At 56.5% G+C, this 14,675-nt stretch carries 9 protein-coding genes; 7 read left to right on the forward strand and 2 right to left on the reverse strand.

Annotation, left to right across the window (positions count from 1 at the left end; translation table 11 throughout):
• Positions 1 to 377: 377 nt before the first annotated feature.
• Genes CKW31_RS12730 through CKW31_RS12740 form a run of 3 tightly spaced genes read left to right on the forward strand, consistent with a single transcriptional unit; the run spans position 378 to position 5,837 of the window.
• Positions 378 to 1,256, forward strand: coding sequence for a DUF4123 domain-containing protein (locus CKW31_RS12730; RefSeq protein WP_095095221.1), 879 nt, complete (start codon positions 378 to 380; stop codon positions 1,254 to 1,256).
• Positions 1,253 to 4,657, forward strand: a complete 3,405-nt coding sequence (locus CKW31_RS12735) for a toxin VasX (protein ID WP_095095224.1) — start codon at positions 1,253 to 1,255, stop codon at positions 4,655 to 4,657. Before CKW31_RS12730 ends, CKW31_RS12735 begins: the two co-directional genes overlap by 4 nt.
• Positions 4,647 to 5,837 carry a DUF6708 domain-containing protein gene (locus tag CKW31_RS12740; protein WP_095095227.1) on the forward strand — a complete coding sequence of 397 codons (1,191 nt, stop codon included), beginning with the start codon at positions 4,647 to 4,649 and terminating at the stop codon, positions 5,835 to 5,837. Before CKW31_RS12735 ends, CKW31_RS12740 begins: the two co-directional genes overlap by 11 nt.
• Before the next feature lie 18 nt (positions 5,838 to 5,855).
• On the opposite strand, the gene CKW31_RS12745 is transcribed toward CKW31_RS12740, so the two are convergent.
• Both CKW31_RS12745 and CKW31_RS12750 read right to left on the reverse strand, forming a co-directional pair.
• Positions 5,856 to 6,533 (reverse strand): response regulator, encoded by a 678-nt coding sequence (locus CKW31_RS12745; protein WP_095095230.1) that lies wholly within the window; start codon positions 6,531 to 6,533, stop codon positions 5,856 to 5,858.
• Positions 6,508 to 9,909, reverse strand: a complete 3,402-nt coding sequence (locus CKW31_RS12750; protein WP_095095233.1) for an ATP-binding protein — start codon at positions 9,907 to 9,909, stop codon at positions 6,508 to 6,510. Before CKW31_RS12750 ends, CKW31_RS12745 begins: the two co-directional genes overlap by 26 nt.
• A gap of 494 nt (positions 9,910 to 10,403) precedes the next feature.
• On the opposite strand from CKW31_RS12750, the gene urtA reads away from it, so the two are divergent.
• The 4 genes from urtA (at position 10,404) to urtD (ending at position 14,672) form a co-directional block, all read left to right on the forward strand.
• Complete coding sequence (gene urtA, locus CKW31_RS12755; RefSeq protein ID WP_095095236.1) at positions 10,404 to 11,648, forward strand: urea ABC transporter substrate-binding protein; 1,245 nt, start codon at positions 10,404 to 10,406, stop codon at positions 11,646 to 11,648.
• 150 nt (positions 11,649 to 11,798) lie between these two features.
• Positions 11,799 to 12,716, forward strand: a complete 918-nt coding sequence (urtB, locus tag CKW31_RS12760) for an urea ABC transporter permease subunit UrtB (protein ID WP_176469875.1) — start codon at positions 11,799 to 11,801, stop codon at positions 12,714 to 12,716.
• A gap of 25 nt (positions 12,717 to 12,741) precedes the next feature.
• The gene (gene urtC, locus CKW31_RS12765; RefSeq protein ID WP_095095238.1) at positions 12,742 to 13,914 is read left to right on the forward strand and encodes an urea ABC transporter permease subunit UrtC; all 1,173 of its coding nucleotides are present in this window, start codon (positions 12,742 to 12,744) and stop codon (positions 13,912 to 13,914) included.
• The gene (gene urtD, locus CKW31_RS12770; protein WP_095095241.1) at positions 13,911 to 14,672 is read left to right on the forward strand and encodes an urea ABC transporter ATP-binding protein UrtD; all 762 of its coding nucleotides are present in this window, start codon (positions 13,911 to 13,913) and stop codon (positions 14,670 to 14,672) included. The genes urtC and urtD overlap by 4 nt, the downstream gene beginning before the upstream one ends.
• The last annotated feature ends 3 nt before the right edge of the window (positions 14,673 to 14,675 follow it).

Genomic DNA, 14,675 nt, shown 5'->3' on the forward strand with positions numbered 1-14,675 from the left:
AAAACCCTTTTACCAACGCTTGGTCGCCAATGGTAAACCCAAGAAAGTGGCCCTCGTGGCCGCTGCTCGTAAACTGGTTACCATGCTCAACGCAAGGATGCGCGAAGCCTTGCAGGCTGGCGCGCATCTGGCTTGAGAACACAGTTGCTACAGAAAAGCATTTCAAATCAGATTGCTATTTTTTTGATAGGCGCTTGCCGAGTGTACGAGAGCCAGCGATGACGGCTCCTTACCAAAGGAATCCAGATTCACCTGCCTATCAAGACAGAGCCTTCGTTCGCATCTGAAATATCCCACAACACCTCTCGCATATCCCCGACTGACTCCCGGTCCGTTAAACGGCAAAGTCCTGCGCTTTCTTTGGCCAAGGGTTTGCCATGCACGGTCAATCAGTGACGTCCGCCATTACGCTGCCGGATGACTTCACTTGGGATAAGCCTGTCGGCCTCCTTCTGGATGCCATTCAGGTCGAAAACCTCCTTCGCAGTCTGTATGAGTGGTCCCCGGCCCCGGAAGCTCATGTGCTCTACAACGGTACTCGATGGGCTTGTATCAGTCAGCTTTCCCCTTGTCTCGTTCGCATACGCGATGATCAGAACCCGATACTTCAGCAGTTTCTGGCCAACACGGCCGGTAGCTGGGGATACCTGCTTGTCAGTGATGGTTCGTGGGACGACCTGTTAGCGCACATGCGCTGGTTGACCAGTATTCGTCCTGCAGAGCATGACGATATGTATTTGCGTATTTCCTCTCCTGATGTGGCGCATGCGATTTTTGCCCCGGAACACCATCCGGACGCGGAGCTCTTCGGACCCTGTCAAACGGTATTGGTCACTCAGTACCCCTTACCAGGATGGCGGCAATACCCGCGCCCGGGAGAAAGACCGTCATTACGGCCTGTTGAGTCGTTCATACCCAACGACGAGCAATGGGCTGCCCTCCAGACGGTTGCCTATCGCGTGTCTGTCAATCAGCTCTATTCGCATATGAGCCGTTTCTTCCCGGAGTACCTGGCTGACTTATCTCCAGAGCAACGCCTTGAACGTATTCACCAGCTTGTTGCATCAGCCATTGAACGCGGTTTTCGAACCCGGCGAGAAATATGGCTGTACGCCAACGTGTTCGGTTTTTTGGGCGATGAAGGGCTTCAATCCCATCCGGATATCGTGGAGCTGCTGAACAGAAAATCTGACCTGACACCTCATCAGCGTGTCGATCGAGCAGCCACCCTGGCGGCGCAGCGGAGTACCCAATGACTGACCTCCAGACCCCTCGCGGTCATCTGGCAAACCTGACGGCCAACGCGCAACACGTCGATGAACTTGACGCAGGTGGCATGTGCCCATTGATGAAGCGCACCCTCCAGTTTTTGCCCCTTCGGTACGGCCTTGTGGAAAACCTGCAGCCACCCCGAAGCTTTTCTATACCGCACCACTTGCAAAGCCGAAGAACCGGTATCCGCCTGCTACGCGACGGCTACTTGTACATCGTCGATGACGCCAGCGGCTACCTGCATGAGTACCGAATAGAACAAGGCTCGTTAAGCAAACTTCTATGGAAAGGAGCAGAGGTCAGCGCCGATATCCGAACTCACTCGATCGGCGAACCCGAGTTGGTATTCCCTCGGAATAGCACGCTGTTTGTAGCGTATTCAGAGTTTCAGTGGACGGCATATAAGTGCTCTCAGGTCATCGGACAATTGCCTGAGCGGGAACACTTCATGCAGCGCGTCAGCCTTGAAAAGGTGCAATGCGCAGATGCGGGAAAACATCTGCTGAATGAAAAGCAGGCACGCCAATGGCTCGCCGAAACTGCTGAAACCCTGCCCAATCAAGACTTGCCTGATGGCGCAAACCCGGATGAGAGCATCCCTTACAGTTGGGAGCATGAGGCATTGTTTCGCAGCACCTGGATTGAAGAACTGACAAGCCAGGTCAATGCGGCACACAAACATGATTTTCTATTTATGGTGGTTCGCGATGATATCGGCATCATGCTCGATCTGGCGGCGGCACAACTCAAACTGGCTGACTGGATTGGCCAGTGGAGCGAGGATGAAAACACTCAGCATCGATACCTGACGGGCGCTTACATCCAGGCCATGTATGAGGTGAATCAGAAGCGTCTGGAGAAGCTGGGCAGTACCGACCCGCGGTACGAAGCACTGATCGAAGACACTAACGACGCGGAGCGGGAAAAGCTCTACGAATACCTGCGTGTGAAGCGCGACTATCGCGGTCCGGCAATCTTTGGTGACGAGCAAAGCTGGCGCAATCAGGCGCAAAGCAATCCGTTGGCCAAGGCCACGGTTGAACTCCGTGACAGTCTCGGGCAGCTACGTTGGGAAACCCATCAACCTGCAATCACCGACCTGGAAATGGATACGTGGCATGCGCTGGGTGGCAAGGAAATCGGCGAGCGGGGTATCGATCAACTGGTGCATCGTGAGGCGATGCAAAGCTTCATGCTCAAGCAGCAGACATTACTGAGTCATTGGCACGGCCAGCTCAAGCGAGTCCGTGCCGACCGCCTCAAGATGATTGTCGAAGGTCACTTCCATCGCGCCGCGTGGTATTACGATTTCCGCCAGAGCGAGCAAATCCAGCACCGGTTGGAGCGGGAGTTCAACTGCGTGGCGGCGATCTGTGACGATGAGGCGTCAGTTCGGCAACTGCACTACTACCTGGAGAAAAACCCGCTGGTCCAGATCCCGGGTCTCGACACCTTGAATCTGGCAAACCAAACCGACGTGCAGAAAAAGCTCGCCGAGCTGATTAACTTCAGCATCAAGCTCAGCGACGCTCCAGCGGTGGTTCGCGACCTGGATTTGCTGGCCAATCAGTTCAACAGCCTGATGCGCCAGCGGTTGCCTAACTACGACAATCTGAATACTCAATTTACGGGTTTGAGGAGTTTGTTAGGTAATGCCTATGATCCGGCGCGACAGATGAAAATGGCCCATCAATTTGATCTTATTCGAAGAGATTTCCACAGCAATGGGTCAATCGACCCAAACAGTTTTATTCGTAAAATCGGTTCCGTAGCCCGCTTGCGCTTACTCAGTGCCTATGCTTCCAGTGGACTGCAGCTTCGCATCGCTTCCACCTCCGAGTACGATCAATTTGATCGCGATCGCCGCGCAGCACTGACCCTTCGAAAAGAGATGAAGGAGCTATATAAAGAACGTCGCGAAATGCTCAGGCACAAAACTAATGATGCAGATCCTTTGGGTTCTCGCAAGCGTATTAATGAGCATATTGGTGCTCTCCAGTACCAACTGGCTCCTATTGAGGAGCGCCTGAGTCTGGCACTGACGCCTGGTGGTGGAGCAGGAAAGTTCGGGCTGGCGCTCGGCAATATGGATCCCCAACTTTTGGAGGAGATGCAGCGTACTGTCAGTGACTATCGAAGGACTGGGACCTTTAAGGAGCCGATACGTGGGTTGTTGACGTCGAAGGGGGATCAGATTGCAGCGGTGCTGTTTTTGATTCAAACAATTAAATTTATTGAGGTTTACTCAAAGATCTCATCGAAAGAAGACCTCGGGTGGAGAGACCTAATTGATTTAACAGATGCAGGGATTACCATGTCATCTGCTGGTTTTGCAGCGATTCAAGGCATATCGATTAACGTGCTGCAAGCCCATATCAGCCAGAGGTACAGTGCAAGTGGCAAGCTCGATACCTTGAGTCGCTTGGGTAAGTGGTCTGCATTCACCGGTTTGGGCGCTTTTGGTTTCGGGGTGGCTGCGGCATCTGCCGATTTCGGTAAGCATACTAAACAATGGTCAAACGCATTAGCAGAAGGTGACGGCAAAAAACTTGCTGCGACCTCGTTGCAAATGAGTGGCGACATAGTATTGGTTGGGACGAATGGGTGGGCGCTTAAACACACCGCCTCTATAACCCGAAGAATCATGCGTGAGCCTGCAAAGTTGCGTGCGCTGTCTTGGGCGCAGCACAGTTCTTCGCTGGTCGGCATTGCAGCCAGAGCAAATTTGATCGGTATCGCTGCCACCGGCCTTCAGCTTTCCGGGGAGGCGTTGTACAACTACTTCAATCTCGACTCACTGAAAAAGTGGGTTAGAGGCAGTATCTGGGGGCGGGAGAATCTTGGCCTGACTCTCGATGAAAGCTGGGGGAAGCTGGCCGGGATCGTTCAGCAACCCTTATGCCAGCTGGTGCGTACCCGGCACAGTGTCGAGTTGCGCCTGACGTTTCCGGGCATCCGCAGTGCGGACCTGGATCGTCGCAACGTTTGGATCGAAGCTCATCAGCGCCAGAAGGAGCCGGGCCTTTCACGGGGGCTGCAAAATCCTGTTTATTGGTCGAAATGCACCGAGGTACTGGTCAGCCAGTTTAGGCGTGTTGATCGTCCTGATGCGGCGCTGGTTTTGTGTCTGGATCTGCGCCCGTTGATGACGGATTACTTCGGGCTGGCCTTGGCGGTCAGCTATGAGCTTGAAGAGCACCGCACTATTACTCACCGCTCTACCTTTTACGTGGTGGATCTGCATCGCAGGTTGATCGAGAACCGTTGGCAGGAGCGAATCGGCACTTTCGCCTATAAAGCAGAAACAGAAGAGTCGAGGCAACTTAAGCCCTCAGAGCCCTGGCTGCTTAGGGATATTGATCTGGTAAAGCCTAATGCTAGGTAAACTGTTTAAACGCAAAGCCGACCACCCACCGCCATCGGATCATGATTTAGATACCTTGCGACCCAAAGTCGGTGAAGTTCGCAAGACGGCTTTCGAGGAAACCCTGTATCTGGCTCCCTTACCGGTTTATACCGGCCAGTTGCCGGTGAGTATTCATGATTTCTCGGAAGTGAACGATGTATACCTTCAAGTAGGTGGAGATAATAGAGGCATGGTGTGGCAGGCAAAGTTACTTGCTTGGGTTATTTGGATTGCAATCATTATTCTGGTTGGAATACCTGTTTGGATTGCGACGTTTATTTATTTTTTTGGCGTGGAGAGCCCCAGCAACATGTTCTCCAGAATTTTAATTTTGGGACTTCAAGTTGTTTGGACCTATTATCTGCCGGGGGTATGTCTAATGGTGGGGATTTTTGTCCATACCATAATTTCCCAAACCCGAGAACAAGCAAGACAGTACCCATTACGCTTCAATCGTCAGCGTCGAGAAGTCTGCTATGTCAGCAGCGATACCCACGAAGTCCTGATAGTGCCTTGGGAAAAGGTAACGGCCTGGGTGTCGCAAGGGGAGATGGTTAGCCAATACGGGGCCACGGTCTTCTTTACCTTTGGTCTTGCGCTGGAAAATGAAAAGACGGAAATGGTACAGCCTTTGTTGCTTGGCAAACCCAGCCAGGCCCACGCCATAGGGACCTGGGAAGCCATTCGGCAATATATGGAACATGGCGTGCCCGAGGACGAATACGATGTGTGGCAACGTCTTTCCCATGGCCGCGCCTATACGGAATATGAGCTTCGTCCTTATGAGGGCCTGCACACCTGGGAAGTCGAAAAACTCTTGAAAGAGGAAGAAGGGGGTCTGCACTGCAGCTTCAGCGATGAGCGCCGTGCTGAGATTGGTTTCTCCCCACGTACCCGCTGGCCCCTACGCCGTTGGTACATCTGGCGTGTACTCAGCTTCTGGAAAATGCCCTATATGATCGCCGAATGGGGTCATAGAGCAGGCACTCCGGATATCCCGGAAAAAGTCCGCGAGTGGTCAGCGCCTATTCCTCCAGACCAATGGGCCAAACCCAGCCCGGAACTGCAACGCGCGACAAAAGTGGTTGAGCAGGCCATGAACAGGAAAAAGAACAAGCTGGACTTCCGTTCTGCCTGCCAATTGATAGAGGACAGGTAAACAGACATTTACTGGCAATCAAACCCGATCCGTCATCGCCGCCAGCGCCACCGAAGTCGCCGCCGTACGCGTCTCGACGCCCAGCTTTATGTAGATATGTTCCAGATGCTTGTTCACCGTGCGCGGGCTGAGTTGCAGGATGTCGCCGATGTCTTTGTTGGTCTTGCCGCAGGACACCCAGCGCAGTACTTCGATTTCTCGTTCGGTGAGCTGGAAGCGGCTGGAGAGTTTGCCGTAGGCGGGTTTGTCGTCGAAGCCCAGGCTGGCGGATTGTGATGCGTTGCGGGCAGATTGCAGGATGCGTGCGGTGCGCAGATGGGAGGCGACCCGGGCCAGGACTTCGTCGCAGACGATGGGTTTGGTCACGTAGTCGATGGCTCCGGCTTCGAAGCCTTTGACGACGTGTTCGCTGTCGGTGAGGGCGGTCATGAACAGGATCGGAATGTTTGCGCTTTCCGGCTGCGCCTTGATCCGGCGACAGGTTTCGAAGCCGTCCAGGCCGGGCATCATGGCATCGAGCAAGATCAGGTCCGGGCGTCGGCGTTGAATGCGGTTCAGGGCGCTGCTGCCGTCCAGCGCCACCAGCACCATGTAACCGGCCTCATCCAGCGCGTCGGAGAGCAGCGCGAGATTATCCGGGGTGTCGTCGACGATCAGAATCACGCCGTTGTCAGCAGGTTGTATCGGGGCGTTCATTGAGGGCCTCCTTCAGTTGCAGGCTGAGTTCATCCAGACGAAAGCCTTTGGCAAGGGTTCGCAGGTCGGCGATGAAGCTGGCGCTGGTGACGCTTTCTCGCTCGATGGCATCGAGTTTGGCCTGGATGCCACGCACATAACCCAGGCCGCACAGCTCGTACAGATCCAGCAAGTCCTGACGGGGCGGCAGGGTCCACGGCGCTTTGAGCACAGACACCGCGCGCAAACGACGTAACCACTGCAGTTGCAAGTGGTGTTGAATGCGGTCCAGCAGTTGCTGGATGTGTACCGGCTTGGCGAGATAGTCGTTGCAGACATCCGGCAGGCTGCGCTCCTTGTCATCGGCAAACGGGTTGGCGTTGGCGGAAATAATGATGATCGGTGCCAAAGACAGGGCGTTGCGGCGGATCAGGCGGCTGGTCTCCCAACCGTCCATGTCGGGCATCGAGAGGTCCATGAGAATCAGGTCCGGGTGCAGCAGTGACACCTGACGAATCGCTTCCTGACCATTCGCCGCCTGGGCCACTTCAAAGCCCAACGGCGTGAGCATGCCGCTGATGACTTTGCGATGCTCAATGTGATCGTCCACCACCAGAATCAGCCGCCGCTCCCCCTCATAACCCATGACGTCGTGATCCACATGGATTACCGCTTTGGGCACGCGCACTTCGGACAGAAACAGCCGGACCTGAAAGCGTGTGCCTTCGTCGGGCTGGCTGGTGACGGACAACGCGCCGCCCATCAACGAGGTGAGCATGCGGGTGATGGTCAGTCCCAGGCCGACGCCGTTGTCCTGACGTACCAGACCGCCGCGTTCGAAGGGCTGGAAGATGCGGTCGATCTGCTCGGGAGCAATACCGATGCCGGTGTCGATGATGTCAAAAATCGCCGTTTCCCGGCGGTAGCTGACCAGCAGGCAGACTTCGCCGCTGTCGGTGAAATTCACTGCGTTGCCCAGCAAGTTGATGAGGATTTGCCGCACGCGCTTTTCGTCGCCGCGGACCACCGCTGGCATGCGGCCTTCCACATCGAGCCGGAAGGTCAGGCCTTTTTCCCGCGCTGTCGGGGCAAACATTTGTTCCAGATCGTGAAGGAATTCCTGAAAGAGAATTTCCGACGGTTCAAGGCGTAACTTACCGGCCTCGATTTTGGCGACATCGAGTAAGCCGTCGATCAACGACAGCAAGTGCGAGCTGCTGCGCAGGATGGTCGCCAGCGGGTCTTGCTGATGGGCCGGGGTTGCCGGGTCGCGTTGGAGGATCTGGGTGAAGCCGAGAATGCTGTTCAGTGGGGTGCGCAGTTCGTGGGACAGGCCCGTGACATAACGACTCTTGGCGGCGTTGGCTGCTTCGGACGCTTCCTTGGCTTTTTGCAACGCCTGGTCAGTTTTGTCGTGGGCGTCGATTTCCTGCATGAGCAAGGCTGTCTGGCGGTCCGATTCTTCCAGCGCGACGCGACGGCTTTCCCGGGTCAATACCACCCACCAGGCCAGAATGCCGGCAAACACGCAGAGTGTGAAAAACGCCTTGAGAAAGGCGAGAAACAGCGTGTGATGCACGGCAGGGGACTGGTCAATCAGGCTGTGGGAAACCTGGCCGTAGATCACCGCCAGCGCCCCGGAAATGATCAGCAGCAAAACGGTCAGCAAGCCGAGGTATTGCGCCAGGCGGGTATGCAGGTATTGCAACGGTAGTTTCGGCAGCAGTTTGCTGATCACGTCTTCGAACTGCATCGACAGCCGCGCGCGGCTCTTGCACTGGTCGGCGCAGCGGGCGTCCAGCGAACAGCACAACGAGCAGATGGGCGAGCTGTAGGCCGGGCAGTACGCCATGTCCGGCGTCTCGAATTCGTTGCTGCACAGGCCACAACGCAGGCTGGTCTGTTGGCCCAGGGGGAAGAGTTGCAGCGGGTCGCTGGTGCGGGCGATGTAGTACTTGCCTTGGGTCCACCAGGCGATCAACGGTGCGGCAATCAACGCGGTGGTCAGAGAGATCAGCGGCGGGGCGGCCTGAGCCAGTTCGCCGAATGCCCCGAAATGGGCACAGATCGACAGCAGCGAGGCAATCGACATGGCGCCGACGCCGACGGGATTGATGTCGTACAGGTGCGCCCGCTTGAATTCGATGTGTTTCGGGGAGAAACCCAGCGGCTTATTGATCACCAGATCTGCCACCAGTGTGCCGATCCAGGCAATCGCGACGTTGGCGTACAGGCCCAGCACTTGTTCGATGGCGTCGAACACTCCCAGCTCCATGAGGATCAGGGCGATGGCGACGTTGAACACCAGCCACACCACACGGCCCGGATGGCTGTGGGTAACGCGGGCAAAGAAGTTCGACCAGGCCAGAGAACCGGCGTAGGCATTGGTCAGGTTGATCTTGATCTGGGAAATGATCACGAACAGCACCATGGCCGCCAGGGCCCATTCCGGGGAGCTGAACACGTAACGAAACGCCACCAGATACATCTGCGTTGGTTCGGCGGCCCGCTCGATGGGGATTTCGTGTTGCAGGGCGAGGAAGGCCAGAAAGGCACCGGCCATGATTTTCAGCGCACCGGGGATGATCCAGCCGGGACCTGCCATCAACAGTGCGGCCCACCAGCGTTTGCGATTCTTGCGGGTCTTTTCCGGAAGAAAGCGTAAATAGTCGACCTGTTCGCCGATTTGCGTCACCAACGACAGCGCGACGCTGAACGCTGCACCAAAGAACAGCAGGTTGAAGGTGCCACCTTCGCCCTCGCGCCCGGCAAAGGTGGTCAGGTCAGTGAGCGCTTCGGGGTTTTTCCAGATAACGAAGATGTACGGCACCAGTAGCAAGGTCAGCCATAACGGCTGCGACCACATCTGCAAACGGCTGATCAGAGTGATGCCGTACGCCACCAGCGGAATGATGATGATTGAGCAGATGACGTAGGCCATGGCCAGCGGGATCTGGAAATACAGCTCGATGGCCAGGGCCATGATTGCCGCTTCGAGGGCAAAGAACAGGAAGGTGAAGCTGGCGTAGATCAGCGAGGTAATGGTCGAGCCGATATAGCCAAAACCTGCGCCGCGGGTCAGTAAATCCATGTCCACGCCGTAGCGGGCCGCGTAATAGCTGATGGGCAGGCCGGTCAGAAAGATTACCAGCGCCGTGGCGAGGATAGCCCATAACGTGTTGGTGAAGCCGTAACTCATCACCAGCGCACCGCCGATGGCCTCCAGCGCCAAAAACGAAATCGCCCCGACGGCGGTATTGGCGATGCGAAATTCCGACCATTTGCGGAAGGATTTCGGGGTGAAACGTAAGGCGTAATCCTCCATGGTCTCGTCGGCGACCAGGCTGTTGTAATCGCGACGTACCTTGACGATGCGTTGGGAGCCGGAGGGTCGCACGGTTGATTTCCTGAAAGGTTATTGAATTGCCGACAGCAACTTCCGTGCCTGTGAGTTGAACCTCCGTTGTCCCTGACTTTGGCGCGATAAACGATAACGCCGTATGCCGTTGAGCTACGTCTCATGTATCGCGGGCAAGCACCGCTCTCACAGGTTCTGCGTAAACCTGCTGAAAATTAGTCGTCTGGAATGACTCCATCCCGCCTGAAACCAGTCCTGCAGAATGGTGCAAAGCCTGTGGGAGCGGTGCTTGGTCTGGGCGGCATTCCGACGATACATGAGACGTAGCTCAACGGCTCACCGCGTTATCGTTTATATCCCGCACAAGCCCGCGCAATCATCCACTTTTTTACGCAATCCGACCCTACGTCAAATGACGTAGCCCGGTACGTCATGGTGCGTATACCGGGTTTTGTTCGCCGACTTCATGCTTGCCGCTACCTCGCCACGGTGCCTTGCGGACTGTGGGAGCCCACAAGCACAGGAGCGGGAACATGGATTCACGACTGACAGGCGCCAAAAGGTTTTTGCCACGTCGATTGACGCTGGGCGCTGCTGCGCTTTCGCTGATGGCGGCAGGGGTGTTCGGACAAGCGGCGATGGCCGATGACGCCAACACCACCGGACTTGCGGTGACCGCCACCGAAGTGACCGTCGGCCAACTGCACTCGGCCACCGGCACCATGGCGATTTCCGAGACTGGTTCAATCCAGGCCGAGCGTCTGGCCATTGACCAGATCAACGCCTCGGGCGGCATCCTCGGCCGGCAGATCAAAGTCGTGCAGGAAGACGGCGCGTCTGACTGGCCGACCTTCGCCGAAAAAGCCAAGAAGCTATTGGTCGGCGACAAGGTTGCAGCAGTGTTCGGCTGCTGGACCTCGGCCTCGCGCAAAGCCGTGTTGCCGGTATTCGAAAAAGAAAATGGCCTGCTGTACTACCCGACCTTTTATGAGGGCCTGGAACAGTCGAAAAACGTGATTTACACCGGTCAGGAAGCCACCCAGCAAATCCTTGCCAGCCTGGACTGGATCGCCAAGACCAAAGGCGCCAAGACCTTCTACCTGATCGGCTCGGACTACATCTGGCCGCGTACCTCCATGAAGATCGCCCGCAAGCACATTGAAAACGTGCTCAAAGGCACTGTGGTCGGCGAGGACTACTACCCGCTGGGCAACACTCAATTCGGTTCGCTGATCAACAAGGTCAAGCTGAAAAAACCTGACGTGGTATTTGCCGCTGTGGTCGGTGGCTCCAACGTTGCCTTCTACAAACAGATGAAAGCGGCGGGTGTCACGGCTGAGAAACAGAACCTGCTGACCCTGTCGGTGACCGAAGACGAATTGCTGGGCATCGGCGGCGAAAACATGAAGGGCTTCTATGCCTCCATGAAGTACTTCCAAAGCCTCGACAACCCCAACAACAAAGCGTTTGTGGACGCCTTCAAAGCCAAATACGGCAAGGACTCGGTGATGGGCGACGTGACCCAGGCCGCTTATCTGGGCCCATGGTTGTGGAAGGCTGCGGTAGAGAAAGCCGGCAGCTTCGACATCGACAAAGTGGTCGCCGCGTCGCCTGGCATCGAGCTGAAAACCGCACCTGAAGGCTACGTCAAAGTTCACGAAAACCACCACCTGTGGAGCAAGACCCGCATCGGTGAAGTACAGAGCGACGGCCAGTTCAAGGTGATCTACGAATCAGACCTGATCGAGCCGAATCCGTTTCCGAAGGGTTATCAGTAGCCGCTGCGCGGTAGCGGCTAGCTTCAAGCTGCAAGAGAAAGCAGAAACGACGAAGACCCGCTTCTAGCTTGCAGCTTGCAGCTCACCACTTGCCGCTGTGGTCCCCAACCACTTATCTCGAAATCATCAAATCCCTAGGGAGGGACCACCATGCAGTGGCTATCGGAATTTGGTGCCATCGCGGCCATGCAGGGGTTCAACGGGTTATCCGTGTTCTGTGTACTGCTGCTGATGGCCCTGGGGCTGGCGATTATTTTTGGCCAGATGGGCGTCATCAACATGGCCCACGGTGAGTTCCTCACCATCGGTGCGTACACCACTTACGTGATGTCCAGCCTGACGTTGCAGTACATGCCGTCCATGCAGCCTTACTACTTTTTCTTCGCCATCGCGTTGTCGTTCGTGGTGGCCGGTGCCATCGGCTGGGTGGTCGAATCGGTGATGATCAGCCGTTTGTACCATCGTCCTCTGGATACCTTGCTCGCTACATGGGGTTTGTCGCTGGTGATGCAGCAAGCCTTTCGTTCGATCTTCGGTGCCCGGGAAGTCAGCGCCACGCCGCCTGAATGGCTGATGGGCTCGGTCAGCCTCAGCGATGCTATCGAGATTCCGCGTAATGGCCTGTTCGTCATGGGCCTGACCATCCTCCTCACTGCGATGATTTTTCTGATGCTGTACCGCACCCGTTGGGGCCTGCACGTTCGCGCCACGGTGCAGAACCGGATCATGAGCCGGGCGGTGGGGATCAATACCCGCAAGGTCGACCGCATGACGTTTGCGCTCGGCTGCGGTGTCGCCGGTGTAGCCGGTGCCGCGTTCACCACCATTGGCTCCACCGGGCCAACTGCGGGTTCGCTTTACATCGTCGACACCTTTCTGGTGGTGGTTTTCGGTGGTGCGCAGAGCCTGTTTGGCACCATCGCCTCGGCATTTGCCATCGCTCAAACCCAGTCGATTTCCGAATTCTTCATGAGCGGTTCCATGGCCAAGGTCCTGACCCTGTCAGCCGTGATCCTGATTCTGCTGATGCGCCCGCAAGGGTTGTTTTCCAGCAAGGTCCGTAAATGAAAGTGCACGAAAATAAGGCGGCCCTATGAATGCTCTGAACAAAATGCTCGGCGGCAAGCAAGGCGTGGTTGGCCTGCTGATCCTGGCCGCGCTGATTATGGTGGTGTTCCCGCTGACGCTGGACGCCTTCCGGCTGAACATGGTCGGCAAATACCTGACCTACGCTTTTGTCGCTGTCGGCCTGGTGTTGTGCTGGGGCTACGGCGGGATTCTCAGTCTCGGCCAAGGCGTGTTCTTCGGTCTTGGCGGTTACTGCATGGCGATGTTTCTCAAGCTGGAAGCATCGGACCCGGAAAGCACCAAGATCCAGTCCACCCCCGGCATTCCGGATTTTATGGACTGGAACCAGATCACCGAACTGCCGTGGTTGTGGGTGCCGTTTCACAGCTTCACGTTCACGGTCATTGCCGTGATCGGCGTGCCGGTGATTCTCGCCCTGGTGATCGGTCTGGCGATGTTCAAACGCCGGGTGGGCGACGTGTATTTTTCCATCGTGACCCAGGCCATTGCACTCATTCTCACGGTGCTGATCATCGGCCAGCAAGGGCTGACCGGCGGCGTCAACGGCATCACCGACCTGAAGACCCTGCTGGGTTGGGACATCCGTGGCGACGGCGCAAAACTGGCCTTGTACTTCATCAATGCCGGGCTGCTGCAGGTCTGCATTCTGATCGGCAAATTCATCCTCGCCTCCAAGCTCGGTCGACTGCTGATGGCCATGCGCGACAAGGAAGAACGGGTGCGTTTTTCCGGCTATGACGTGGCTAGTTTCAAGATATTCGTGTTCTGCGTAGCGGCAGCGTTCTCGGCCATTGGCGGGGCGATGTTCGCCTTGCAGGTGGGCTTCATGTCGCCGTCCTTCGTGGGCATCGTGCCCTCCATCGAAATGGTGATCTTTGCTGCCGTGGGCGGGCGTATGTCCTTGCTCGGCGCGGTGTATGGCTCGCTGCTGGTCAACTACGGCAAGACCTACTTTTCCGAATCTTTCCCTGAGCTCTGGCTGTATCTGATGGGTGGCCTGTTCATCGCGGTCGTCATGTACTTCCCCAATGGTCTGGCCGGTTTGTGGGAAAGCCATGGCCGCAAATGGCTGGCCGGAGTACGCGGCAAACCTGCGCCGGTGCTTGAAAAGCCGCATATCACACCGGTACAGGCCATGCCGAAAGCCAGCGTCACGCCACTGGAGACTCAGCCATGAACAGCCCGACTGGCTTTCAAATGAACAAACCGGTGCTGGCGATTGAAGGGTTGACGGTGTCTTTCGACGGCTTCAAGGCGGTGGACGACCTCAATCTGTACATCGACCGCAACGAAGTGCGAGTGGTGATCGGCCCCAACGGTGCGGGCAAGACCACGGTGCTGGATCTGATCTGCGGCAAGACCCGCGCTACGGGCGGCAGCATCCAGTTCGAGGGCCGGGAACTGACCAAAATGCACGAGTACGACATTGTCCGTGCCGGGGTCGGTCGTAAATTCCAGACCCCGTCGATCTACGACAACTTGAGCGTGTTCGAAAACCTGGAAATGTCTTTTCCGGCAGGGCGCTCGGTGTTCGGTGCGCTGTTTTTCAAGCGCTCTGGAGAAGTGGTTGCGCGGGTCAGGGAAGTCGCCGCGGACATCTTCCTTGGTGATCTGCTTGAGCAGCAGGCGGGCTTGCTCTCCCACGGCCAGAAGCAGTGGCTGGAAATCGGCATGTTGCTCATGCAGGACCCGCAATTGCTGATGCTCGACGAGCCGGTTGCCGGGATGAGCGTCAGCGAGCGTTCGCAGACCGCCGAGCTGCTCAATCGCATCAGTCAGGGCCGTTCGGTGCTGGTTATCGAACACGACATGGAGTTCGTCAAAAGCATCGCCCACAAGGTCACGGTGCTGCATCAGGGCAAGGTGCTGGCTGAAGGCAGCATGGAGTCGGTGCAGAACAACCCGAAAGTCATTGAAGTTTATCTGGGCCACTAATCA

Source organism: Pseudomonas sp. Irchel 3A5, assembly GCF_900187575.1.
In the GTDB taxonomy this organism is placed as follows: Bacteria; Pseudomonadota; Gammaproteobacteria; order Pseudomonadales; family Pseudomonadaceae; genus Aquipseudomonas; species Aquipseudomonas folii.